Annotated in this window: 16 protein-coding genes and 1 CRISPR repeat array; of the genes, 9 read left to right on the top strand and 7 right to left on the bottom strand. The window is 41.3% G+C overall.

All coding sequences use genetic code 11. From position 1 onward, the window contains the following. Positions 1-401: 401 nt before the first annotated feature. The 5 genes from bchL to FD725_RS14730 all read left to right on the top strand — a co-directional run bounded on the left by bchL (position 402) and on the right by FD725_RS14730 (position 4,413). Positions 402-1,268: a ferredoxin:protochlorophyllide reductase (ATP-dependent) iron-sulfur ATP-binding protein gene (gene bchL, locus FD725_RS14750; RefSeq protein ID WP_218653118.1), complete on the top strand. Its 867-nt coding sequence runs from the start codon at positions 402-404 to the stop codon at positions 1,266-1,268. Between the two features lie 30 nt (positions 1,269-1,298). Further along, on the top strand, positions 1,299-2,057 hold the full coding sequence (locus tag FD725_RS14745; RefSeq protein ID WP_179048809.1) for a DUF5331 domain-containing protein: 759 nt from the start codon (positions 1,299-1,301) through the stop codon (positions 2,055-2,057). A 187-nt stretch (positions 2,058-2,244) separates the two neighbouring features. Continuing rightward, complete coding sequence (locus FD725_RS14740) at positions 2,245-3,648, top strand: ferredoxin:protochlorophyllide reductase (ATP-dependent) subunit N (RefSeq protein ID WP_179048808.1); 1,404 nt, start codon at positions 2,245-2,247, stop codon at positions 3,646-3,648. Between the two features lie 114 nt (positions 3,649-3,762). Further along, positions 3,763-4,047 (top strand): DUF2442 domain-containing protein, encoded by a 285-nt coding sequence (locus tag FD725_RS14735; RefSeq protein ID WP_179048807.1) that lies wholly within the window; start codon positions 3,763-3,765, stop codon positions 4,045-4,047. A 117-nt stretch (positions 4,048-4,164) separates the two neighbouring features. Continuing rightward, on the top strand, positions 4,165-4,413 hold the full coding sequence (locus FD725_RS14730; RefSeq protein ID WP_179048806.1) for a hypothetical protein: 249 nt from the start codon (positions 4,165-4,167) through the stop codon (positions 4,411-4,413). Positions 4,414-4,424: 11 nt separating this feature from the next. Beyond that, a CRISPR array of direct repeats spans positions 4,425-4,747; the repeat unit is 37 nt; unit sequence GTTTCAATCCCTAATAGGGATTTTATTAAGTTGCAAC. A gap of 296 nt (positions 4,748-5,043) precedes the next feature. Here FD725_RS14730 and FD725_RS14725 read toward each other — a convergent pair. Beyond that, positions 5,044-5,514, bottom strand: coding sequence for a GNAT family N-acetyltransferase (locus tag FD725_RS14725; RefSeq protein ID WP_179048805.1), 471 nt, complete (start codon positions 5,512-5,514; stop codon positions 5,044-5,046). 214 nt (positions 5,515-5,728) lie between these two features. Here FD725_RS14725 and FD725_RS14720 point away from each other — a divergent pair, with 214 nt between their 5' ends. Then, positions 5,729-5,929, top strand: coding sequence for a hypothetical protein (locus tag FD725_RS14720; RefSeq protein WP_179048804.1), 201 nt, complete (start codon positions 5,729-5,731; stop codon positions 5,927-5,929). A gap of 93 nt (positions 5,930-6,022) precedes the next feature. Here FD725_RS14720 and FD725_RS14715 read toward each other — a convergent pair whose 3' ends face one another. Both FD725_RS14715 and FD725_RS14710 read right to left on the bottom strand, forming a co-directional pair. Next, positions 6,023-6,964, bottom strand: a complete 942-nt coding sequence (locus tag FD725_RS14715; protein WP_179048803.1) for a serine protease — start codon at positions 6,962-6,964, stop codon at positions 6,023-6,025. A 98-nt stretch (positions 6,965-7,062) separates the two neighbouring features. Further along, positions 7,063-10,680: a tetratricopeptide repeat protein gene (locus FD725_RS14710; RefSeq protein ID WP_179048802.1), complete on the bottom strand. Its 3,618-nt coding sequence runs from the start codon at positions 10,678-10,680 to the stop codon at positions 7,063-7,065. A gap of 429 nt (positions 10,681-11,109) precedes the next feature. On the opposite strand from FD725_RS14710, the gene FD725_RS14705 reads away from it, so the two are divergent. Further along, the gene (locus FD725_RS14705) at positions 11,110-13,617 is read left to right on the top strand and encodes an S-layer family protein (RefSeq protein WP_179048801.1); all 2,508 of its coding nucleotides are present in this window, start codon (positions 11,110-11,112) and stop codon (positions 13,615-13,617) included. A gap of 66 nt (positions 13,618-13,683) precedes the next feature. Further along, a complete protein-coding gene (locus FD725_RS14700; RefSeq protein ID WP_179048800.1) occupies positions 13,684-16,170 on the top strand; it encodes an S-layer family protein in 2,487 nt (828 codons plus the stop codon). Positions 16,171-16,343: 173 nt separating this feature from the next. Here FD725_RS14700 and FD725_RS14695 read toward each other — a convergent pair whose 3' ends face one another. Beyond that, positions 16,344-18,752: an ATP-dependent helicase gene (locus FD725_RS14695; RefSeq protein ID WP_179048799.1), complete on the bottom strand. Its 2,409-nt coding sequence runs from the start codon at positions 18,750-18,752 to the stop codon at positions 16,344-16,346. Positions 18,753-18,875: 123 nt separating this feature from the next. Here FD725_RS14695 and FD725_RS14690 point away from each other — a divergent pair, with 123 nt between their 5' ends. Then, a complete protein-coding gene (locus FD725_RS14690; RefSeq protein ID WP_256871619.1) occupies positions 18,876-20,561 on the top strand; it encodes a glycosyltransferase family 39 protein in 1,686 nt (561 codons plus the stop codon). Between the two features lie 35 nt (positions 20,562-20,596). On the opposite strand, the gene FD725_RS14685 is transcribed toward FD725_RS14690, so the two are convergent. The 3 genes from FD725_RS14685 to FD725_RS14675 form a co-directional block, all read right to left on the bottom strand. Further along, complete coding sequence (locus FD725_RS14685) at positions 20,597-21,394, bottom strand: Rpn family recombination-promoting nuclease/putative transposase (RefSeq protein ID WP_179048798.1); 798 nt, start codon at positions 21,392-21,394, stop codon at positions 20,597-20,599. A 91-nt stretch (positions 21,395-21,485) separates the two neighbouring features. Then, a complete protein-coding gene (locus FD725_RS14680; RefSeq protein WP_179048797.1) occupies positions 21,486-22,307 on the bottom strand; it encodes an SWIM zinc finger family protein in 822 nt (273 codons plus the stop codon). Between the two features lie 165 nt (positions 22,308-22,472). After that, on the bottom strand, positions 22,473-25,670 hold the full coding sequence (locus tag FD725_RS14675) for a DEAD/DEAH box helicase (protein ID WP_179048796.1): 3,198 nt from the start codon (positions 25,668-25,670) through the stop codon (positions 22,473-22,475). Positions 25,671-25,706 lie beyond the last annotated feature (36 nt).

Raw genomic sequence — 25,706 nt, 5'->3', positions numbered from 1 at the left:
AATGCCTGTTTTCTCATGGGAATCACTGTCTTAACGGATAGCCTCTAACCTCAGAATATATGGTAGGCGATCGCCGTCAAACAAACGTTGAAAAACTTTGAAAAATGGTCATTCTATTTATTTTTCTTTTGTAACTCTTTTTATAAAAAAAGTATTTTAAATTATTAAAATATATTTTTAAAATCAAAAAATTTGCTTTTTAGCTGTAAATTGTTAAACATGGTGATTATAAAAACAAATAAAGCTTTTTAGCTTGATTTTTCAGTTTTGCACCCCCTTTATTTTCAGAGTGATTTTCCCCATAATCACAATCACATACCTCACACATTGCCAACTAAGGCTAGGTGAAGGCCAATGTTTTAGCCACAAGTTTGATAAAAAACGATAAGAGGCAAATAACAGTGAAATTAGCAGTCTACGGAAAAGGTGGCATAGGCAAATCCACAACTAGCTGTAACATATCTGTCGCCCTAGCCAAACGCGGCAAGAAAGTGCTGCAAATTGGGTGCGATCCGAAACATGACAGCACCTTCACCTTGACTGGATTTTTGATTCCCACAATTATTGATACCCTGCAAGAAAAAGACTATCACTACGAAGATGTCTGGCCAGAAGATGTCATTTATAAAGGCTTTGGTGGTGTAGATTGTGTGGAAGCTGGTGGTCCACCTGCGGGTGCTGGATGTGGTGGTTATGTCGTGGGTGAAACAGTAAAATTACTGAAAGAACTCAACGCTTTTGATGAATACGATGTCATCTTGTTTGACGTTCTGGGTGACGTTGTGTGTGGTGGTTTTGCTGCACCCCTCAACTATGCTGATTACTGCATGATTGTGACTGACAATGGTTTTGATGCCTTGTTTGCTGCCAATCGGATTGCCGCTTCCGTCAGAGAAAAAGCCAGAACTCACCCCTTGCGCCTAGCTGGGTTGATTGGCAACCGTACTTCCAAACGCGACTTAATTGAAAAGTACGTCGAAGCAGTACCAATGCCTGTGTTGGAAGTCTTGCCATTAATTGAAGACATCCGCGTTTCTCGTGTCAAGGGTAAAACTTTGTTTGAAATGGCAGAGTCAGATCCATCATTGAACTACGTTTGTGACTACTACCTCAACATTGCTGACCAAATTTTGGCACGTCCTGAAGGTGTCGTACCCAATGATGCTCCTGATAGAGAATTATTCTCTTTATTATCAGATTTTTATTTAAATCCGGGTAAACCACAGGTTCCTAATCCTGAAGAGGCACTAGACTTGATGATTGTATAAATCATCTAAATTTTCAGGATGGGGGTCAACATGGCTTTTTTTAGTAGCTTCACAGATTCAATTAGGCAGAAGTGGTTGCAATTTTTCCAAGCCAACCGGGACTGGATTAAACTCCACATGGAGGTAGAATCAGTCTACACACCCGACGGTGGTAAGCGACCATCATCCTACCTCATCCTGGGCGTAGTGAACGCGCTGGAGCCAAAATTAGCCCAGCTGATGTTTCCCTTCGCTAAACTCAATCCTGATGCCGATACCTTAATTGAAGTACTGGAGTTAAATTTTGACCCAGATATTGCTCTTGGTAATTATTCAATTCCTCCAGCCGAACCAGAAAAACAGCAATACGATGTGACAACTGGAGTTGAGGAAAATATTGATGATGAAACTTTGGCAATTTCTGATACCAATGGCTTTGGGTTAGATGTTGAACATGAAACCTTAATTGTTAACCCATCGAACTCAAGCTTGAATGGTTTAGCTGATCTGGTTGTCACCGAAGAAATTCAAATAAGAGATCGTTTCCAGGCAGAATCGGCAACTGAAACAGAAGATTTTAGTGATACTTCCTTTGCAGATGCAACCGCATCAGCTGAAAAACTGGAAGAACAAATTCTTAGTGAATTGAATACCCCAGATGAGAATGCGTTTAGTGACGTGTTATCTGATGTTTGGGGTGATGAAACATCCTTACAAAAGGGTGACGAAAATAACGACTTTTTAGGGGAAGAATTGCCTGCTGGCGTTTTTGATGAATCAGAAATTGCTCGCCTCTTTCCCAATGCTTAATTACTAGGGATTGGTAGTTGGTGCTATGTGCCAAAGAGAGGGAATAGGGAATGAAAATGAGTCCTGAGTAATGAGTCCTGAGTTACGAGTTAGAAACTTCACTCAGTACTCAAAACTCAGCACTCAGCACTACTCATTCCCCATCCTCCCAATACCTGCCTTTAAATAACAAGGGGAGAAATAGAAAATGACCATCGCTCAAGAACCAACAGCTTTAAACTTTGAGTGTGAAACTGGTAACTACCACACATTTTGCCCGATTAGTTGTGTGGCTTGGTTATATCAAAAAATCGAAGATAGCTTCTTTTTGGTAATTGGCACTAAAACTTGTGGGTACTTCCTGCAAAATGCGATGGGGGTAATGATTTTTGCCGAACCCCGCTATGCGATGGCAGAGTTAGAAGAAGGAGACATTTCCGCACAGTTGAACGATTATGAGGAGTTAAAGCGATTGTGCTTACAAATTAAGCGCGATCGCAATCCTAGTGTAATTGTCTGGATTGGCACTTGCACCACAGAAATTATCAAAATGGACTTGGAAGGTTTAGCACCCAAGTTAGAAGGGGAAATTGGTATTCCCATCGTTGTTGCCCGTGCTAACGGTTTAGATTATGCTTTTACTCAAGGGGAAGATACAGTGTTAGCGGCAATGGCTAACCGTTGTCCTGATAAACTGCCGGTAACAGAAGCAGAGAAAAGCGATCGCAATGCCATTCAAAAGCTACTAAACTTTGGTAAGAAGAAAGAAGACGTAGCCCAAGAAGAATCAGAGTATGTAGATCATCCACCCTTGGTGCTTTTCGGTTCTCTTCCTGATCCCGTCGTCACCCAACTCACCTTAGAACTGAAAAAACAAGGTATTAAAGTTTCCGGCTGGCTACCTGCCAAGCGCTTCACAGAACTGCCAGTAATTGAAGAAGGGTATTATGTCGCAGGTGTCAATCCCTTCCTCAGCCGCACAGCGACAACCTTAATGCGTCGCCGCAAATGCAAACTCATCGGCGCACCCTTCCCCATCGGCCCTGATGGCACTCGCGCTTGGATTGAAAAGATTTGTTCTGTGTTCGGTATCACTCCCCAAGGCTTAGATGAGCGTGAAGCGCAAATTTGGGCAGGTTTGGAAGAATACGTGCAATTAATTCGCGGTAAATCTGTATTCTTCATGGGTGACAACTTGCTAGAAGTCTCCTTGGCACGGTTCTTGGTGCGTTGCGGGATGACTGTGCAGGAAGTCGGTATTCCCTACATGGACAAGCGCTATCAAGCTGCTGAATTAGCAATGCTAGAAAAAGCTTGTCTAGAAATGGGTGTACCCATACCCAAGATTGTGGAAAAGCCAGATAACTATAATCAAGTGCAACGTATTTATGATTTGAAGCCAGATTTAGTCATCACTGGTATGGCTCACGCTAACCCCTTAGAAGCACGGGGAATTAATACCAAGTGGTCTGTAGAGTTCACCTTTGCTCAAATTCACGGCTTCACCAATGCGCGAGACATTTTAGAATTGGTGACACGTCCATTGCGCCGTAATAATAATTTGAAAGATTTGGGTTGGGATAAGTTGGTGAAGGAAGAAGCGAAGATTTAGATTTTTTGATTGAGTAAAAATCATGATTAGGGCGAACTTTTGGGTTCGCCTTTTTTTGTGTGATGTTAACTAGATAATCGATCGCACGAATCAAAGAAAGTTATAGTTATAATTATGCTCAAAGATATTATAGAAGTGATTGCTCAAGATAACCATCAACTCTATTTAAAGTTTGAAGATGGACAAGCAGGTATTGTTGATGTTAAACAGTTAATTGAATTTACGGGAATTTTTGCACCTTTAGAAGATTTAGAATATTTTAGAACTGTTAAACTTAATGATGAATGGGGGACAATTCACTGGGATAGTGGCGCAGATTTAGATCCAGATGTTCTTTATGCTGTCGTCACTAAGCAACCTATTCCTACATATCGTAACTATGAAAAAAGTTGCAGTTGAAACTCTAGATAATATATTAGGAGAAAGAGAGCGATCGCTCCAAGTATGATATCAGTCAAATAGAGTCACAATAGTTTGTATATTTCAATTTGAGTAACCTAGAAGTGAATAAAAACTATGATTAGTGGGATTAAACAAAAAGCAATTGTGGGAAAAGATGGCAAAATTGAACTGTTGGCAACTGAAATACCAGAAGGAACAGTTGTCGAAGTCATTGTACTAGTGGAAACCTCAAATGAAGATGAGACTAATTATCTTCTAAAATCAGCCGCTAACAAAGAACGTCTGTTCAAAGCTGTAGAAAATGTCAAAGCAGGAAATTTAATTTATGTTGATTTAGATGAATATGAAAAAAGTTGCATTTGAACCAGAAGCTATTATTTTAATCCCTAATAGGGATTTTATTAAGTTGCAACTGAGCGACCATGTGGACTAGCCCCATGTTTTGCTCGTTTCAATCCCTAATAGGGATTTTATTAAGTTGCAACGAGTATATTGAATCTTTTCTTCTACATTATTTTCGTTTCAATCCCTAATAGGGATTTTATTAAGTTGCAACCAAATACCCTCACGGGGACAAGTATACTAATCGTTTCAATCCCTAATAGGGATTTTATTAAGTTGCAACCTGGTAATGCCAAATGTGAGGCGCGATAGTTCCTTGTTTCAATCCCTAATAGGGATTTTATTAAGTTGCAACAGCCCAGTATGGAAGGTATTGGTGTATTTGATTTTCAAGGTGCGGTTGTGTGAATCTGGAGCTAAGATAGCTTTTTAGACAATGGGGTGTCAAGAGCAAGATGGTGAAAAAAGCTGAAAACGTGTGCTGGGTGGAAATTTGAGAGATTGCGTCAACCTCGATTTGAGGATAAATGGTTAAAAGTTAGATAGGATAAGCGATTCAGGCGCTATATTTGGCTTTTGTGAAAAACATCTAGTGGTTGACGCAAATTTGTGAATGGTTTGGTGTTGTGGCGATCGCATACCACTCTCATACTAGGATCTAAAATCATGATGCTGCATAAACACTACGGGGAGTTTGCCGAACTTTTGAGCTAGATGAGTAAATTTGAATTTCTTCTGGAGTGAGTTTGGCAAATCTTCAAAGTTAGTGGCTACGAAGCCAAAGCGTTGATAGAACTGTGCTAAACGTTCGCCGAGACATTCGAGATAAAGTGGTTGTGTTGCGGTGTGGATGAGATGTTGTATCAAAAAAGTAGCTAAACCTCTACCTCTCCAAGCTGGTTTAACGACTAAACTACCAAGTTCTTGTGCTTGATAAAAGTTACGTAGTTGTCCACAAGCTACTATTTTATTTTGGCATTCAATTATCCAGAATTGTTGCCAATGTAATTGGGTGGGGTCTAGTATGGCAGAAAATACTAAGTAGCGAATTGACCAGAGATCATTAGAAGATGCTGGACGAATTGTATATTCAGATGGTAATGAGAAATTATTTGCTTTCATAAGGCACACTTGATGAGTTGCTGAAATTAATTCTCTAGCTAGATTTGTTTGCTAAATCTGCTGTTTTGATGATTTTATGGAAGCATAGATAAATATTCCTAAACAATACTTCCGATAGAGTTATCAGTCAGCAATAACTAGATTTTAGATAGATAAAATCACTAGTAATATTTTTCTAAAATAGCCTCGAACATAAAGAAAGGATTTTATAGCTATGTCTGAAGAAAAGAAACAAAAACCAAACACTCAAGATAAGACTGCTACTGCATCTGGTGGTTATCAAACTCCTTTAGACGAAGAAATTCGCAAAACTGGTACTGCTGCTGAGTCTGATGCTAGACAGACAGCTAAACCAGAATCAGCAGGGGAAGATAATGTAGCTGGTAGTCCTAATCAAGGGACTGAATCTCGGTAAGTTTAATGTCCTAATTTCTAGTGATAAATTCCTCTGTGTCTCTGTGGTAAAAATGTTTAACCACAAAGGCACAGAGACACAGAGATAGGATTTTTATCTATTGCGATTTAACCACTCATCTAGGCGAGACATTTCTACGGCACGGTTTAAGATTAATCCGTTTACTTGATTCCAACCAGAATGTAGGGCTAAGATGTAATATTTGCCGTCAATTTTACTAATAATTGCCCCACCAGAAGCACCACCAGTTGTATCGCAGTTGTGGTAGAGTAGGTTATCTTTTTGACGCAGAATACTACACCCGACATGAACTCCGGCTGTGTTACTCTTGCCAGCTGAGAAAGCTTCATAACCTTGTTGCTGGGGGTTGGGAAAATCGCCGGAATAGCCGACTAAAACAAGTCGGCGTGTATCACCAACTAGGCTAGAAGCGGGTAAGGATTTCCAACCTAAATAACCATATTTTTTGCCAATGGGTTTGTCTAATTTGACGATCGCCCAATCATCCACAAAGTCCTGTAAGCTCTCTTTATTGGGAAAGTCTGTACCGTAATAAACTTTGGTGGCGTAGGCTATGTCATTTTTATCCCGAATTACCCCGTTAACTAAGTTTGGCAGAAAAGCGATCGCCTTACTCACTTTTCCTGTGGCTGGATTGACGACGCAGTGAGCATTGGTTAAAACTATATCTTCGCTGATTAAGGTTCCTGTGCAACTATAGTTGCCACCATCATCACCTACACCTTCTATTTTACCGACTGCTGACCAAGGATATTTTCTACTGGTCATGGGGATACGGTTATCAGAGCCAATAATTGCTCTATCTTCACTGGGTTTGTCTGATGTGGTTAGTTTAGCAGGTAAAAAAGGTTGGCGATCGCTCTCTAGAGAGAATTCTGCCGGATTTTTGACTGTAGTCAAGCTTGGTAAGTCTTTTTGTGGTTGGGTTTGAGCCGATACTGATGTCAAAATACCCACACTCATGATTGTTACCCAGGAAAAAATAAGTCTTTGGTATTTCCACACATTTTCCATCACTCATTACTCCTTTAAAACACAGCCAGAGTTGTTAATTTTGAATTGATTTGTCACCTGTCACCTGTCACCTGTCACCTATCCCCTGTTCCCTCATATCACCTCCATTCCCCCAACAAGGTAAAACCAGACCAAGAATAAGGATTACGCCATTGTTCTTGTTGCCATAATTTGAGTTGTGCTGCTCTCAAGGCGGCGGCTGGAGATAACTTACGTTGGAACATTTCGCTGTAGAATTGACGCATTAATAAAGATGTCGCCTCATCGTCAACGCTCCATAAAGACACTACCACTCTTTCTGCACCTGCATACATCAGCCCTCTTGTCAAGCCTACTAAGCCTTCTCCTTTGACTTCTTCACCTAATCCAGTTTCACAGGCACTTAAAACTACTAATTCCGCCGGAAAGTTGAGGTTAAAGATTTCCCCCAGTCTTAAAAATCCGCGTTGGGGTTTACCTTGCTTGTCAAATAAGGATAGGACAATGCCTGATAATTCAGGATCATTGCTGTCTACAAAACCGTGGGTGGCAAAATGCAAAATCCGGTATTGACTGAGTTGTTTGCTAGTCACCCAGTCGTAGTTAGCATCAAAATCAAAAGCCGGCAATTTATCTGACGATGGCACTAATTTGAGAATTTCTTCGGCTTCGATGCGAGTACCTTTAAGTCTGGTGATTTGATTGCGATTAATATTATCTAACGACCTTTTGAGGACAGACTCTTGTAATTGTAAATTAGGGTTAGATGCAACGGTGATGGTTTTCCCGGCGACACGCTCATCTGTGGCACTGAAGACAGGATCAGCTAGAATAGCTAGAGTTTTTGGTGGTGTGGCGCGTTTTTGGGTTTGCTGACGCAGAATGGCGATAGTCGAGGCGGAGGGTAAACTAATAATTTCGTGGTTGACTACCAATGGTTGATAATTTGCGGGATCTGCGGCTGGTTGGGGTAAAGTTAAGGCAGCAAAGGGAATGTATTGCAAAGTGCCATCACCGACAATGACTAAGCGTTTTTGTGCCAATTTATCAGCGACAGGTGCAAGGATTAATTGGCTAAGAGAGTTAGCAACTTGAGCTGTTTGTGCTGGGGATACTCCCTGCATCCCTGGATTTTTTAAGTAATTGTTGTATAAATCCTTGGCAACTTTCTCGATTTGTTCTCGTTGGGGAAGTTCATAAGCATCGAGAGAATTGCTGGTGACAGCCCAAAGATAACTACGTTCTTCACCCAAGGAATACTCTAGCAGTAAAGTATCTGGATCTAATTGTTGCTGAATTTCTTTGAGGGTGAGAGATTGAGGATATTTCAGCGCTGCATATTCAGGGTTTTGATTGCGGATTTTGTTCTTGAGTTGTTCTTGCTGCTGGAGAAGATTATTGATTTGTTCTTTTAAAGCAGCTACTTGCGGGCGAGTATTACTCTTATCGGCTAACTCTGACAGTTTCTTTTCTCTCGCGTCAAGTTGCCATTGCAAACGGCGTTCTTGTGAGAGTAATTGAGGATCAACCCCTTTGTAAATATCGACTTGCGCCTGGGTTAAGAGTTCAATTAAACCCCTGGCGCGGGAACGTTCACTAATGTGCAGTGCAGTAGCGGCGTATCCTTGGGAGGGATTTTGTTTGTGCAACTGCATCAAGAGATCGATATAAAACTGATAATATTTCTGGACAGTGGCAAAGTAGGAAGTGCGTAGTTCTGGGCTGGTGACTTTACTACGTGTATCTTCCACGATTTTAATGGTTGCTTCTATGTAGTTACGCGCATCGTTAAAGTTTTGGCGATCGCGTTCTGTAATGGCAAGATTGTAGAGTGTATCGGCTTCTCCAGTTTTATCACCCAAGATGCGCCGCAATTCTAACTCTTGATTATAGCTGGCGATCGCTTTTTGGGGTTGCTTTAATGAATTGTAGGTTTTGCCGATGTTATTTAAAGCAGAAGCTTGGGCGTTAATATTGCCTAATTTTTCTAGTGCAGATGCACCTTGGAGAGAAACCTCAAGGGCTTTTTGATAATCACCCGATGCTTGATATGCTCTACCTAGAAACACAAGTGCCGTAGCTTCTGTAAAACTGCCTTTTTGTTTACGGGATAATGCGACTAACTGATTAGCTGTATTCAGTGCTTGGGGATAATCTTTTAGTGACTCTTGCGTCCTAAATATGCCCGTGAGTGTGGCAAATTCACTCAATAAATTTCCTTGTTCCCGCCACAATTTTAAGGCGGCGTTGTAGTGATATAATGCCTTTGAGTAATCTTTGCTCATGCGGTAGACAGTACCGATACTATCTAAGACTTGTGCTTCCTTACCGCGATCGCCTGTATTTTTAAATATACTCAATGCCTGTTGATAAGTCTCAATACTTAACCGATAATCACCTAAAAAACTGTAAACCAAGGCAATATCTTTGAGTATATCCCCTTCTCTAGGAAGGTCTTTAATTTGACGGCTAATATCTAGAGCTTGATTGTAATAGTTCAGCGCTTGCTGATAATCAGCCAAGGATGAATAAATACCCGCAATGTTACCCAGCGTGAAAGCTTCCCCACCACGATTCTTAGTGGTACGTTGCAGTTTCAAAGCTTGATTTAAAGCATCAAGTGCTTGCTGTTTTTCTCCCAGTTGATCATAAGTAATACTAACTTGATTGAGAACATCAGCTTCTAAATCGCGGTTGCCGACTTTTTGCAAAAGTGCGATCGCTTGCTTAAAGGCATCTACCGCTTTTTGTGGTTCACCTGATGAAGTATAAGCACCAGCTAGTACCATGAAAGTTGAGGCTTGTTGTGTCAGATTAAAGACTAAAGCTGTGCCAGAAAGAGTTCCTTGGACTTGACGTTGTAATGCTAAAGATTGATTTAAAGAGTTAAAAGCTTTTTCTGAATCACCAATGGAAAAGTAAAGGATACCCAGGGAATCCAGTATTTTTGCTTGTCCTAATAAATCTTTTCTTTGCTGTTGAATTTGTAATGCTTGATTGAGAGCATCTAAAGCTTTTGCTGATTCACCGACTTGAGTGTAAATTAAGCCGATGGTTTGGAGAATATCAGCTTGTCCATCCTGATTATTTTGATTTCGTTGAATTGCTAGGGCTTGATTAAAAACATCAAGAGATTGCTTAGTATCACCCAACTTAAAGTAAACTCCACCCAGACTAACGAGAGTTTGTGCTGCCAAATCCGGCTTTTTCTCGTCCCGAAATAATGCTAGCGCTTGATTATAGTATGTGACAGCTTTTGTCCTCTCACCCAAATTAGCTAGAGAACCTGCAATAGAATACAGCATAATCGCTTCGCCCACACGATCTTTGAGTTCACGTCTAATGGTGAGTCCCTGATTAAAATAATCTAAAGCCTTTTGGTTGCCACCTTGAATTAAATAGAGTGTACCAATGCTCAAAAGTGTGGTAGCCTCAAAATTGCGATCGCCTGTTTCTCTCCAGATTTTCAGGGCTTGCTCATATTTAGCGATCGCTTGTTGTCTCGACTCTGCTGTTCCTTGCTCTAATAGTTTACTCGCTTCCTGTAACAGTCTTTGTCCCTCGGCATTTTGTGACGTTGTTCTCGACTGTTGTGCTAACTGCAAATGTATCATGCCTGATTGGGCAGCAACAGACTCAGCCAAAATCACCACACTCAGCAAAATAGTCAAGCTGTAGCGGCTAAAAGTAGGCACAAAACGCCACAACAGCCTGTTAGAATCTACACACCTGTTCATTTTTAATCTCATCATTAATAGGGAATCTCAAACTTAGCGAACGTTCATGCTAAATCATTATTCAATTGTCATCAGAAATATTACGGAAAATTTTATTTTTTTTCACCGACTAGGGACGAAAGCGCGTAGCGGGACGTAGTAAGGTTTTAAACCAATAGTCAGACGCTCGCAGACTCGCTACCGCTACGCTATCACCCAGCGATGTACGGAGTCGGTCGAAGTGTGGGACTCCAATTCATGCTGTTAGCGGTAGCGGGGCGTTTAGCCCATTCTGACTCTTGATTTCTGAATTCTGTTCGATAAATTATCCACATCAAAATACCAGCTTTTTTACACAATAAAAAGCTGGTGATTCAACAATATATATGTATTCAATCATCCCTTGAAAGGGAACACTAACCTTAAATCTAGTTAAGGAAATTGTTGGTGATGAAAGTAGTACCCTTTATATTGATAGTGATAAGTGGGTTACTCACTCCAGAACTGATGCTGAACGCGATACTCCTTTCGAGTGGCTGCGCCAACGCTCAAGTAGCATCTGATGGTACTACTAACACTATTGTCAATCAAAGTGGTAATAATTTTCATATACTTAACGGTATTGAAAAAGGTAATAATTTATTTCATAGTTTCAGTAATTTCTCAGTGCCTACAGGTGGCTCTGCTAGTTTTGATTTAACCAACACATCAAACATCACAACTATATTTAGTCGGGTAACAGGTGGCAATCTTTCTCATATTGATGGGTTAATTCAGACGCTAAATAGCAATAACCCAGTAAGTTTATTTTTAATCAATCCGGCGGGGATTATCTTTGGTCAAAACGCTGCGTTGAATATTAGCGGTTCGTTTGTGGGGACAACAGCAAGTAGTATTAAGTTTAGCGATCGCACAGAGTTTAGTGCCACCAATCCTGGTACTTTACCGTTGTTAACGATGAGTGTACCCATTGGCTTGCAGATCGGTAATCATCCCTCACCAATACAAGTTCAAGGTACAGGGCATACCTTAACCCTTAGCAATAGTCGGACTCCTATCACTCGTACTCCTAGTCTCACGCAACTACAGGTACAGCCTGGAAAAACCCTGGCCTTGCTTGGTGGTACTCTAAATTTAGATGGCGCAAATCTAACTGCTGAACAAGGACGAATTGAATTGGGTAGTTTGGGTGAGGCAGGGTTAGTTAGCCTCGTGCCAACCACGCAAGGTTATACACTGGAGTATAACAATGGACAAACTTTTGGTGACATTCAACTTGCCCAGAAATCTCTACTAAATGTTAGTGGAATAAATGCAGGTTCCGTTCAGGTGCAGGGTAAACACATTCAACTTACTGATAGCTCTCTAGTACTAGCACAAAATTTCGGTAATCTTCCTGGTGGCAACATACATCTTCAGGCATCAGTAGGAATCGACCTGACTGGTACACTCACCGGCATTCGTAGTGAAACTTTAGGCCCTGGCAGAAGTGGGAACATCAGCGTCATTACTCCCCGATTCAGCCTTCAGCAGGGAGCAGCATTAAATAATAATACTTACGGAACAGCTATCAGTGGCAATGTCCAGGTGGATGCCTCAGTGCTGGAGATATCTGGGTTCTCGCCCATCAATTCAACTGGTAGCGTAATTAACACTAGTACCTTCGGTTCTGGAAACGCAGGTAATGTCTTCGTGAATGGCGATAGTTTACTAGTATCCGATGGTGCAGGGCTGTCTTCCATATCTCGTGGTAGCGGTGACAGTGGTCAAGTTGTCATTCGCAACATGGACACTACCGTCAAGGGAAGCAACTCAGCACCTATGGGTACTAGAATTAGCTCAACTGCCTTCAGTCTAGGAAACGCCAAAACCATCACACTGGATACAGCTAGGTTGTATCTGCTAGATGGGGGAGCAATTACGACAAGTTCGTTTGCTGCCGGTCATGGCGGAGATATCAAGATAAATGCCACAGAATCCATCCAAATTATTGGTAGTAATCAAGTAATAAATAATAGCGGCATCAGCAATAGCAGCATCACCTCGTCCGTCGTGAGCCTAAGCCCAACATTACAGAAACGATTTAATGTGTTCTATGGTACACCTATCGGTAATGCAGGTACTGTGAGCATCACGACATCAAACCTGACGGTGAAAGATGGCGGAGCTGTGAGCGTTACTAACGATGGTAGTGGCAATGGTGGTAGTATCAACCTCGCCGCAGATAGTATCGAATTAAAGAATCAAGCTTTCATCCAAGCAAAGACTACATCTGGTAATGGGGGTAACATCAACCTAGCAGTTGGCAAGTTATTGCATCTGCGCGACAACAGCCAAATCACCGCCACCGCAGGCGGTAATGGTAATGGTGGTAACCTTAACATCAATTCACCCATCATTGTGGGACTAGAAAACAGCGACATTGTTGCCAATGCAGTCCAAGGACGTGGAGGTAATATTCAAATCACCACACAAGGAACCATCGGCTTACAATATCGTCCAAAACCGACTGCTGAAAACGATATTACTGCTAGTTCGCAGTTTGGTGTCAGTGGTACAGTACAAATCAATAATATCAGTGTTGACCCTAATTCTGGCTTGATAGAATTGCCAGAAAATTTGACAGACTCATCACAACAAATTGCTACAGGCTGTTCTAATAATAATACTAGTAGTTTTGTCGCTACAGGGCGAGGTGGAATACCACAAAATCCCACACAAGATGTGAGGAGCGATGTCTACGATGGGCTACGCCGCAGCACTTGGTTAGATATCCGCAACATCTCTGCATATAGAAAAACTCATCAACTGACGGCACAAACACTAGGACAATCACAGATTCTCATCTCAGCTACTTCTTGGCATCGCAATGCCCAAGGAAAAATTGAGTTAATTGCCGAAAAATCTCCAACTCAGGTGCAATCATCATTAACCTGTGCTGCTGTTACCAACAGTTAATCATGTTGTTAATCATCTTCTGAATGGGAACTCTAAGTTTAAATCAGCTAAAGGAAATTGTTGGTAATGAGAGTCGTACCCTTTCTATTCATATTAGCAACTGGGTTATTAAATTTAGGGATGATGAGAGAGGCGATCGCTCAAGTAACATCCGATGGTACTACCAACACCACTGTCAACCAAAGTGGTAACAATTTTAATATTATTAATGGTATTGAAAAAGGTAATAATTTATTTCACAGCTTCAGTAATTTTTCTGTACCGACAGGTAGCTCGGCGAGATTTGATTTAAAAAACACACCGAATATTACAACTATATTTAGTCGGGTTACGGGTGGCAATATTTCTCATATTGATGGCTTAATTCAAACTCTCAATAGTAATAATCCCGTCAGTTTGTTTTTAATGAATCCCAACGGGATTGTATTTGGTCAAAATGCTAAGTTAGATATTAGTGGTTCATTTGTGGCAACGACTGCCAATAGGATTAAGTTTGCCGATGGGACAGAATTTAATGCAACTAATCCTGGAGCAACACCTTTATTAACAATGAGTGTGCCAATCGGATTGCAAATGGGGCAAACCCCCGGAAAGATTACTGTCGAAAATACTGGACACCGATTGGGTCCTAGTCGATTTAATCCCCCAGTCCGGAGCAATAATCCCGTTGGATTAAGTGTTTCCTTTGGCAATACCCTAGCATTGATCGGGAGCGAGATCAGTTTAGATGGCGGTGTCTTAACTGCCCCCTCCGGCCACATTGAACTTAGTAGTGTCAATAGCGGTATGGTTAATCTTAATACTCACTTACCGATGTGGAGCTTTGACTATACCAATGTCCAGCAGTTCGGGGATATCCGGTTTTCGCATCAAGCCCTTGCTGATGGTAGTGGGACACCTGCTGGTTCAATTCAGTTCCAAGGGCGAAATATTAGTCTCAATGATGGTTCTGCGGCGCTCTTAAACAGTCAGGGGAATCAAGATTCAGGCGATATTATCGTTAAAGCCAGTGAGTTATTGGAACTAAAGGGAGTTGGCACTTATGGATTTTTTAACACTTATTTACAGACCACTGCGATCGGCACTGGTATGGGAGGCGATTTGGTAGTTTCTGCACCACAGGTATTGTTGCAAGATGGAGCCAGAATTATCTCTTACTATTTTGGTGCTGCAGTCGGGGGAAATGTCTCTGTAGACGTTACCGATTTGATTCGACTACAAGGCAAATCATCTATCGATCCCGGTCTTAACAGTTCGATCACTGCCATAACTGGTAGTTTTGTCCGAGGTAGAGGAGGGGAAGTCCAAATCAAAACCAGACGATTGCAAGTGTTTGAGGGTGCGACGCTGCTCACAGCTAGTATCGGCACTGGAAATGCAGGTAATAGCACGATCAATGCTTCGGAACTGATTGAAGTGACAGGCGAAAGCTACCTTGTTCCTAGTTCATTATTAGCGACCACGTTAAACCGTGGAAATGTTGGTCAATTGACCATCAATGCACCTAAGTTAGTAGTGCAGGATGGTGGTTCTGTCTCAAATACGACATTAGGGCTGGGTGATGCTGGTTCTTTGGTGGTTAATGTGCCTAATATTACAGTACATGGCAGGGGAGCAATCTCTGGAACCCCTAGCCGCATAGGTGCTAGAGCAGAAATACTTTCGCTCGCCTTTCAGAATATATTTAATTTACCGGCTTTTCCCACTGGCAACTCAGGTAACCTGATCATCAACACCTCGGATTTGCAAATTACGGATGGTGCTATTGTGGGAGTTGACCATCAAGGAATTGGCAATGCTGGTAACCTTGATATCAATGCAGATCAGATTTCCCTCGATCGCACTGGTAGTATTATAGCCACGACTAAATCCGGTGAGGGTGGCAGCATTAATCTGCAAAATAATATTTTAATTATGCGTCATGGTAGCAACTTGACTGCAACCGCAGGTGGCACAGGTAACGGCGGCAACATTGCGATCAATTCACCAATTGTTCTCGGCTTAGAGAATAGTGACATTGTTGCCAATGCTTTTCAAGGTCAAGGCGGTAATATTAACATTAATACTCAGGGTATTTTTGGTTTGAAATATCGGATTCAATCGACTCCAGAAAATGATATCACTGCCAGTTCTCAATTTGGGGTAAGCGGTACGGTAAATATCAATAATTTTGGCGTTGACCCCAACTCTGGTTTAGTGCAATTATCAGAGAATGTCATCGATCCATCTAAGCTTATTGCTACAGGTTGTTCTGCAAATAGTGGTAGTAGTTTTGTCGCTACGGGACGGGGTGGTGTACCGCAAAATCCTACTCAACAAGTGACGAGCGATGTCTACGACGGGCTACACCTACGCTCTTGGTCTGATATCCGTGATCTCTCTGCATTCCGCCAAACTCGCACAGCCACAGCACAAATTCCTCACTCTCCAAAAGCTATTATCCAAGCTACTTCTTGGCATCGTAATGGTCAAGGCAAAATCGAGTTAGTTGCTTCTAAGTCTCCGGCTTTTGTACAACAATCATTAACCTGTGCGGGGGTGACTAAAAGTTAATCATGTGATTAATAACACCTCAAATGGCAATACTAACTTAAAACTAGATATAGGTAATTTTTAATGGTATTGAAAAAGGTCATAATTTATTTTTACTCCTAGTGGCATCATTTTTGGGCAAAATGCTCGGTTAGATATTGGTGGTTCATTTGTGGAACTGCCAATAGTAATGACTATGAGGACGAAGACACCACATTTTCAGGGAATTGGCGTTTTAAGGCAAAAAAGGCTGGACAAGGAGCTTGTTCTTGTAAATTTTCTGGTTTACTCCAGGTAAATGGTGCTTTTTGTGCTGCCGACATCCACAATAGCTGTTTTGCTCGTGTCATGGCTACATAAAGTAAACGATATTCCTCAGCCGTTTTCAGGTGCTTGGCTTGTTCCCACGCTGGTGTTACTTCTGGGATTTCAGTTTCGCCGTGGAGGGCTGCGCGAATTTGGGCGCGAGCCACTTCTGATAAGGTAAAGTCACCTAAAAACTGACTTTGAGGAGGAACCCAAAACCGTCCAGGAATTAAGTTTTCATGGAGGAAGGGGAGAAAAACATAATTCCAGTCTAGCCCTTTGGCTTTGTGCATAGTAATAATCGTCAATTGCCCATTGCGGGTGTAGCGAGCTTCTGCGTCGTCTGTTTCCACTGGTTCAAACCTTTCGGAATTGACTATTTCACTCAAAACTGAGAGCATTTCCCCCATTGAGTTATTCCCAGCGATTTGTTGATTTACCCGTTCTGAGAGTTTATCAGCTGTGGCAAGTTCGGCTTGGTCGTAATTTAGTGTTAAAGCTAGGAAGGAAATGATTTGATATAGAGGTAGTTCTAAACGAGCGCGGAGTAAACTACGACACAGATGAGAGGCTTTTTGTACTGGCTCTGCTGGGGGTGGAGCTAGCGGCCCAGGATAGATAAATTCTTCTGGTAGACTAGCTAGGACGTTCAAGTCTTGGGTGGGAATTAATTGCCGCTTGACTAAGACTTCTAAGGCGGCTTTGAGATAATCGGGAGAATGGGGGCGATCGCAAAACTGCAATAATGCTAATATCTCTTGAGGAACATGAGAACGGCGATCGCTTTCTCCTACATCAAACAGGATAATATCATGCTCTTTACATACAGGTGCAAGGGCTTCTGCTAACCAACGTCCCTGGCGATTCTCTCGCACCAGCACAGCCGCATTTTTTGTCATATCTGCACCGAATAACTCAACTACCCTTTGAGCGAGTAGTTCAATTGTGTGATAAATATCACGGGGAGTATGTAGCTCTAATCCTCTTCCGACTTGGGCTGGGTTAACGCTGGTTTGATGGACGGGACGAATTTTTTGCAGACTAAAGGGTGTGGAAACGATTTGATGAGGTGACTTTTGATTTTTCGCGCCATAAAAACCATTCACCCATTCCAGCACAAAATTAGCAGCAGCAATAATTGTCTCAGCACTACGCCCAGCTTGATCCATTGTTGCTAGTCTGCCAGAGCGATCGCACTCTTGGCAAAATTCCCGAAAATAAATCGGATCAGCTGGGGTAAAGGTCGAGTTAATGGCTTGGTTGGGATCACCGACTCGGACTAGGTTGAATAACGGAGTGAGGGAGTGAGGGAGTGAGGGAGTGAGGGATGGAGAGAAGGGATTTTCCCCTTGTTCCTCAACTTTATCACTTGCCAAAATCTCTAACAATTGTGTCTGTAAAGGGCTAGAATCCTGGGCTTCGTCTTCAAAGACTGCGAAAACTTGGTTTTGCTCAATCCTGCGGGCGCTATCGTTTTCTAGGACGCGCAAGGCAGCTAAAATCATGTCATCGTAGTCAATGAAATCACGCGATCGCATTAAGTTTTGATACTGTTCATATAATCCCGCCGCTACAGTTAAAATCTCATAAGCGTCGGTGGTTTGTTCGCTCCATTCTCGGAGTTTGGCTGGGGAAATCCCCGAACTTTTAGCTTCGTGAATGACGGTAGTGGCTAAGTCTGGTAAAACTTCCGTTCGCAATGCTGACTGACGGCGTAATCTCTCTGTTTCTTCACCGTCAAATTGCTGTCCTTCTAATAACTGCAAATAAAGTCGGGGATGGTTAGTAATCCATTGTTCTACAGCTGTGCGAATAAAGCGGTGGCTTTGATTGGGAGTGATTAAGGTGACATTTTCTAACTCTAAACCTGATAACTGCGGATGACGGCTGGCAATATTCAACGCCAGACCATGTAAGGTATAGACAGCAAAACCTATTTGTGGTAAAGATAATTGCTTGAGATAGTCCCGGATTTTTAACTTAATATTCGCAGCCGCAGACCGAGTGAAAGTGACTACCACCAATTGACGACGAGAAGATGGGCGTGATGCTAATGCTAGTTGATATTGCCTAGCGATCGCAATTGCTGCGGCTGCTGCCATACCTGTAGACTTACCTGCACCAGGTACAGCCGACACCGCCAGTGGCCCTGATTGCCAATCAGCCATTTGTCTTTGTCCGGGACGCAGATTTTGGCAAATCGCCGCAATTTTCTCCTGCAAAATCGCCGCCGATGACATTTGTGGAGTCTGGGGACTAGTTAGTGGTACGGTCGCAGTAAAATTAACGTCAGACATATCAGAATTACAGATTTAAATTTTTGATTTTTAATCTATTTGCCAACAACCAGATATGATTTATTTTGGCTACCTGTATTTAAAGTATTTAGCTATAGGTTCTCTATTTTAAATTATGAATAGATGACTAATATCTCCAGAATGAAAAATAATCAAAAGCATTTACATTATTTGGCACTAATTTGCATCATTCCCGTTGGTATTATTTTGCGGTTTTGGCATCTAGACTTAAAACCTTTGTGGATGGATGAGGTAATTACTGCCATCTTTAGTTTAGGGAAAAATTACCAGGATGTACCGTTGGATGTGGCTTTTCCCTTACAAAATGTGCAGGAAATTTTTACTTTCCATTCTGGGGTTAGTTGTCCACAAATTGCTGATAATCTGGCAAAGCAATCTACCCATCCACCGTTATTTTTTTGTGGGATGTACCGTTGGTTGGGGTGGTTAATGCCTTTAGGGGATGATTGGGTGAGGAAATTGCGATCGCTTCCGGCTTTGTTTGGTGTAGGAGCGATCGCTGCTATGTATACCCTCAATCGTATCGCTTTTTCGGCTCAATCAGGCATGATTGCGGCCTGGTTGATGGCAGTATCGCCTTTTGCGGTGTACCTTTCTCAAGAAGCAAGACACTACACATTACCCATGCTACTGATAAATTTATCCTTAGTGGGATTGGTGCAGATTCAACGGGATATTGCTCAAGGACGCTGGAAATTTTGGGTATGGTTCTTGTGGGTAGTTGTCAATACTTTGGGTTTTTATGTCCACTACTTTTGTATTTTAGCTTTCATTGCGGAAGTTGCTACTTTAATTATCCTCATTTACTGGGGCAAATCTCAATTAATCAAAAAACATCAAATTTGGCTAGCCATAATCATATCTACTAGTGCAGTGGTGTTGAGTTTTCTGCCTTGGATAGTCATTACTATCAGTCATGCCCGACGTTCAGAAACTAGCTGGTTGCCTCCCACTAATTTTCTAGCTCCTTTATATCAAACTCTAATTAATTGGGTATTGATGGTTATCACTTTACCTGTAGAAAACCAGCCTTTAATTATTACAGTCATTTGTGGACTTGTGATGGTAATATTTGCCATCTGGGCAGGGAGTAAAATCTTCAGAGGATTAAAGAAATTATGGTTAAATAATACGGCCAGTTTAGCAACATTTACACTTTTGAGTTTTACAGGTTTTGTGTTGTTGGAATTATTAGCGATCGCTTATTTATCAGGTAAGGATATTACAGCTATTCCTCGCTATAGTTTTGTTTACTATCCCGGTTTTTGTGCTTTGCTAGCAGCCAGTCTTAGCACCAGGGAAAAGTCAAGTTTTAAAGGTCAAAAGTTAATATTAATTTTTATCTTAGTTAGTTTATTGAGTAGTATTTTTGTTGTGACTGATTTAGCCTTTCAAAAGCCTTTTCAACCTGAACAAGTCGCTCAAAAAATGAATTTATCACCATCCTTGCCAATCATATTAGTAGTAGCATATGATAATTATCAAGATGTAGCATTAGGACTCAGTTTTGCCCTAGCATTAGACCAAGCTAGAGGTAAAAATTCTCAAGCTGACAGTTTAGCTTTTTTACAGAAAGCTCCTGATATATCTAGTTTTTGGAAAAAGTTTTCCCGACTATCTACATCAGCAACATCACCACTAAATTTATGGATAGTCGCCCCAGGTTTGAGGAGACGCGATTATCTCCAACAGCTAACATTATCTGAGCAAAATATTTGTCAAATAGATCCCAAACAACATTACCGCATAGGCATTCCCTATCAACTTTATCGATGCGGTCAGGGGTAGTCAGGCGTAGCTTGGGTGAAGGTGTGCGTGCTTTTCTATGCACTCTGCTGTACAGCCAGATGGACAGCTGCTACATCAACATTGAGCTGTTGAGCAATCTGTTCTACACTCATTCCCGTTTTTAGTAACAGGGGAACGGTAACTTTCAATATTTCAGCTTCCCGTTCTTCCCTACCCTCAGCTTTCGCTTCTTGATAAACCCTTGTTTGCTCTAAAGTCAGTCCCAACATGGCTTCCACTTCCTCTCTACTTAACGAAGAAAACTTGTAAACGGCAATTGTGGTGATAATATCTATTATCTCGTTTTTCAGCAGTGCAGTAGTTGACTCTAATTGTACCCGTTGAATTAATTGCTTCGCTTGCTCTGCCATCACTGCATCCGATGCGATTGTCAACTGCATTAAATTGATGCCTATTGGCAGAGTATCAGGATTACCTAACTCATCTAAATAAATGCGCTGCACTTGGTCGCTGTTTAAAAATATGCGATGAGTTCTTGTATCGCTTGGTTCATTTGAGCGTGATGGAAAAATTACCACACAGTACCAGTCATCGTAGAAAGACCGATTCCGGTTCAAATACATCATTGATTCGGTAAAAAATCGATGATACAAACCTTCATCGCTCTGGAATTGAACTTCTGCAAAAAAGATAACTCTCTTTGTTGCACCCTCTGGAGGTAAAAAGACCCCATCAATGCGAAAAGAGGTTTCTTTCACCTCAACTGACTCAAATCGATAATTCTGCGCCTGTTCAGGACGGTCATCAACAAGTTCAAAAATTAACGCGGGAAAGCGTTTAAAGATTTGGTAATAAATGGAGTCGCGTTTCACTAAAATATGGAATTAGGATGGTTATTAACTATTGATTGGAGCTTCAAAAAGCTTGACTTTCAAGGCAGTCGCTACAATGCTTGAGTATTAGTTAATTACCACCTACATTCATCGCGGTTAGCATGGCTTTTTGACTGACTTGCTGATACAAAGTATCTAAATATTTCATCACTATATCGCTAGCATTATCTTCTGTCTTAGCCAGAGGAATTGCACCTAATGTATTTAAAACTGTCTCACTAGTTGACGGTGCAATTACAACTAAAGAAGATTCTAACGGTTCATCATATTGCCAGAAAGACGCAAATTTAACCTTGTCTTGATTCTGAGTTATTGAAGATTGAATATCAGATGTTTCTGTGGTACTAACTTCAATTTTAGAATTACGTAATTGCCGCAAATCGCTAATAATTTGTTCTTTATTACGCCCACGTAGTTGAAAGAGTACAAAAGGATCTTCACTAAAGCGATCGCCTAATTGATAGTATACTGCACCAACGTGTTTACAAGGATTAACTTTATCAGGACACGAACATTTACTATGCACGTCAGATAAGGTAAACGGAAATAATGACAACCCATTAGTTGTAAATACTTCCTCAATATTTTGGGGCATTTCTCCTGCTAATAACTTAGCTGCAAAAATTGCCTTTTGGGACATGGTTTCAATTACATATCCCCACTGTTCATCACTAAATGCGTCAAGAGATAGAGAAACTTTATAAGGTTCTACTTCACTTCCTTGGACTCTTGCTAATACTTTTGCACCTTGAAAATCAATACTCAAAACATTGCCTTCACGAGCATATATTCTGGCTCGTTCCAAGCGTTTTTTAAATCGATAAGCATCAAGTAAATCGAGCCACCTTTGTGACCACCATTCTCGGCTTGCTTGTAGAGTGTATGTAGTCATTGGTTATTAGTCAATAGTCAATAGTCAATAGTCAATAGTCAATAGTCATTGGTCAATAGTCATTGGTCAACAGTTAAAATTATTTTCCCCTTGTCCCCTTGTCCCCTTGTCCCCTTGTCCCTCACTCCCTCACTCCCTCACTCATTACTCAGCACTCAGCACTCTCTAGTTAGTTTCATCGTCATCAATAACTGCACTGCGGTCAAGTAATAATAAATTGCGGAGTTGGTCTGTATCTAATTCTGTTAACCATTCTTCACCTGTACCAACAACTTGTTCTGCTAGTTGTTTTTTGCTTTCAATCATATCGTGAATTTTTTCTTCTAAAGTGCCATTGCAGACAAATTTATGTACTTGGACATTGCGAGTTTGACCAATCCGAAATACTCTATCTGTAGCTTGGTTTTCGACTGCGGGATTCCACCATCTATCAAAATGGAATACATGATTAGCCCTGGTTAAATTTAATCCTACACCACCAGCTTTTAATGATAAAATCATAATTGGTGGCCCTTGGGGGTCGTGTTGAAAACGGTCAATCATTTCTTCACGTTGCTTTTTGCTGGTACTACCATATAAAAAGAATATTTCTCGTCCCAGTTGTTTTTCTAAATGGGGTTTGAGTAGTTTGCCCCACTCAGCAAATTGTGTGAAGATTAAAGCGCGATCGCCTTCTTCTATTGCCACTTCTAACATCTCTTCTAGCCGTTGCAATTTACCAGAACTATGTTGTTCTAATGTGGCTACTTTTAAATATTGTGATGGGTGGTTGCAAATTTGCTTAAGTTTAATTAATAAAGCTAAAATCATCCCCCGCCTTTGTAATCCTTCGGCAGATTCAATCTCGGCTAAGGATGCTTCTACTACTTGTTGATACAGGGTAGCTTGTTCTGTCGTTAAACCACAAAAGACGGTCATTTCTTGCTTATCTGGTAAGTCTTGAATAATGGTGCGGTCTGTTTTCAAACGACGTAAGATAAATGGCTGAACTAAAGAACGTAATTGATTTAACGATGCTGTATCACCATACTTTTCAATTGGCATAGCAAATCGTCTTTGGAAAAACTGCTTATTGCCCAAAAATCCAGGGTTGAGAAAATCTAAAATTGACCAAAGTTCTTGTAGTCTATTTTCTACTGGTGTACCTGTTAAAGCAATCCGAAATGTTGTTTCTAATTGTCTAACTGCCTGGGATTGTTTAGCTTCTGAATTTTTCACATTCTGGGCTTCATCTAAAACAATTGTCTGCCAATTAACAGCTTGCAATGATTTAATATCTCGATGAATCAGTGAATAACTAGTAATGACTAAATCATGATTTTTAACTGCTTCCTGAAATGCCTTACCTTTAGGACGTTTATCACCGTGATATTGCAGAAATTTGAGTGTAGGGGCAAATTTTTTAACTTCTCTTTCCCAGTTGCCTAAAACCGAAGTTGGACAAACTAAGAGCGTTGGTTTTTCTAGTGTATCTTGTTCTTTGAGATGTAATAGAAAGGCAATGAACTGAATGGTTTTGCCCAGTCCCATATCGTCGGCAAGACAAGCACCCAAACCCCAACGTTCTAAAAACGCTAGCCAAGCTGCACCACGTTCTTGATAAGGTCGTAACTCTCCTTTAAAGTTTTTCGGTGTGGGTAAAGGTGCGATCGCTTGATTATTTGTCAACGTGCCAATTAATTCTTCCAATGCACCAGAGGCTGCAAAACTCACTACTGGTAATTTTTCAATTACTTGAGTATCTCCACTACTCAAACGTAAAGCATCTTCTAAAGATAAAGACATTTGCTCTTTACGCGAGGCAAAAAAGTTTTGGGCTGTCTTAATATCTTGAGGACGCAACTCTACCCATTCGCCATTAATTTCTACCAATGGACTATTTAAAGCCACCAATCGATCAAATTCCGCCTTAGAAATAGTCTGTCCACCGATTGCTAATTGCCATTGAAAATTGAGCAGACTTTGTAAACCCAACCTGCCTTGTTTTTTGTTTGGTGTTTCGGCAGAAATTTTTAACCCCAAGCGATTTGCCCAACCTTCGCGGTTTGCCAAACTGGGGGGTAAAATCACACCTAAACCGCTATCTTCCAATCGCCAAACTACAGACTTGATAAATTCATAAGCTTGGATAGGAGTGATGTGGCAAAATTGAGGAGATGCAGACTCTAACGTAGGGGCAATGACTGGATACAATCGAGAAGCTAAACCCAAACCCCGCAAGAATGTTTCTTGGGGCTGGTCAATAGAACGATTTTGATAAACTAATTGTGCAACTGGACTATGCCAAATCGTCGCCGCATCAACTAGAAATTCTGGATTATCGGCTGCTTGTAAGTAATATAACAATGTCCAATTGCTTTCTCCAGATTGGGGCGATCGCAATTCCAAACAAGTCCGAAATCGATTTTTACCCGATAATTGATATTCTAGCGGCATCGTCCACGCCTTGAGTGCCGCTTCTAATCTTTCTAATCCAACTGCATCTGCATGAATATTCGCTGCACCAGCCAACCCTTGCAACCACTGTTGCACCGCCGGGGGTAAAGCTGTCATCAGCCGATTTTCTACCAGAGGTTGATTACCCACCATCTGACGCACCTGAGCATCGATGATCCTGTTAAGAAAACCCAATAATAATTCCTGCGGCTGACTCGGAAACTCTACACAAATCTCCCCAGTCCCCATTCCTTGATAACTCCGACAAACAAAAGGCATCTTGGCCGCAAACTTTTCTAACCGAGTTCCATCGACAGCACTATCCAGAAGAACTTGCCATTTCGCATTCACAGAACCATTGGCTTGTCGTTGAATAACTGGTAAAAACTTAGACCGAGAAATTAAATCTAAACTCCAACGGGCAATTTGTGACCAAAAACGTAAATCTCCACCCAAAAAAGCATCCTCTCCATTTGTGGCATTCAAAGGTAGAGAAGTCAGAAATTTAATTGCCGCACTAGGGTGAAGACAAAAACCTGCAACTCGCCAAGGATGTAGATATTGTTGAGAGTCTACTTCAGATACCAATGCTGCAGAATGAACAGGAGAAATTAATAATGTTTCTTCCTTTTTAAGTTTTGTAATTTCCGTCGGGAGAGCAATTATTTGTGATTGAATTGGTAAATTAATTTCCGTAGCAGTTGAAGATTTAGCCGAGGATTTTTTCACCTGTTGTGGTATGAGATTAGCCATGATTTGATGCTCTGAATGCACCCACTCACCCAACTCAGATATATTCATCGCCAAGGGATTGAGGGCTATTTCCCCAAACTCAAAATTTACCCGTGGCGATCGCCAAATTTCTCCCCAGATAAATAAACAACTATCCGGCTCTTTTAATAACCAACTACCGTGTAAAATTGCCATTTGTTAATTACTCAAACTTTGAAAGAGGATCTAGGG

It is taken from the genome of Nostoc sp. TCL26-01, from assembly GCF_013393945.1.
Taxonomy (GTDB): domain Bacteria; phylum Cyanobacteriota; class Cyanobacteriia; order Cyanobacteriales; family Nostocaceae; genus Trichormus.
The sequence above is the reverse complement of the archived record's forward strand: the minus strand, read 5'-3'. Positions and strand labels throughout refer to the sequence as shown.

What these genes read in the sequence shown, in the direction of transcription:
- FD725_RS14700 (WP_179048800.1), top strand. Translation starts at nt 13,684, where the DNA reads ATGAGAGTCGTACCCTTTCTATTCATATTAGCAACTGGGTTATTAAAT.
- FD725_RS14695 (WP_179048799.1), bottom strand. Translation starts at nt 18,752, where the DNA reads ATGTCTGACGTTAATTTTACTGCGACCGTACCACTAACTAGTCCCCAG.
- FD725_RS14710 (WP_179048802.1), bottom strand. Translation starts at nt 10,680, where the DNA reads ATGAACAGGTGTGTAGATTCTAACAGGCTGTTGTGGCGTTTTGTGCCT.
- FD725_RS14730 (WP_179048806.1), top strand. Translation starts at nt 4,165, where the DNA reads ATGATTAGTGGGATTAAACAAAAAGCAATTGTGGGAAAAGATGGCAAA.
- FD725_RS14675 (WP_179048796.1), bottom strand. Translation starts at nt 25,670, where the DNA reads ATGGCAATTTTACACGGTAGTTGGTTATTAAAAGAGCCGGATAGTTGT.
- FD725_RS14740 (WP_179048808.1), top strand. Translation starts at nt 2,245, where the DNA reads ATGACCATCGCTCAAGAACCAACAGCTTTAAACTTTGAGTGTGAAACT.
- FD725_RS14720 (WP_179048804.1), top strand. Translation starts at nt 5,729, where the DNA reads ATGTCTGAAGAAAAGAAACAAAAACCAAACACTCAAGATAAGACTGCT.
- FD725_RS14735 (WP_179048807.1), top strand. Translation starts at nt 3,763, where the DNA reads ATGCTCAAAGATATTATAGAAGTGATTGCTCAAGATAACCATCAACTC.
- FD725_RS14705 (WP_179048801.1), top strand. Translation starts at nt 11,110, where the DNA reads ATGAAAGTAGTACCCTTTATATTGATAGTGATAAGTGGGTTACTCACT.
- FD725_RS14715 (WP_179048803.1), bottom strand. Translation starts at nt 6,964, where the DNA reads ATGGAAAATGTGTGGAAATACCAAAGACTTATTTTTTCCTGGGTAACA.
- FD725_RS14690 (WP_256871619.1), top strand. Translation starts at nt 18,876, where the DNA reads ATGACTAATATCTCCAGAATGAAAAATAATCAAAAGCATTTACATTAT.
- FD725_RS14725 (WP_179048805.1), bottom strand. Translation starts at nt 5,514, where the DNA reads ATGAAAGCAAATAATTTCTCATTACCATCTGAATATACAATTCGTCCA.
- FD725_RS14745 (WP_179048809.1), top strand. Translation starts at nt 1,299, where the DNA reads ATGGCTTTTTTTAGTAGCTTCACAGATTCAATTAGGCAGAAGTGGTTG.
- FD725_RS14680 (WP_179048797.1), bottom strand. Translation starts at nt 22,307, where the DNA reads ATGACTACATACACTCTACAAGCAAGCCGAGAATGGTGGTCACAAAGG.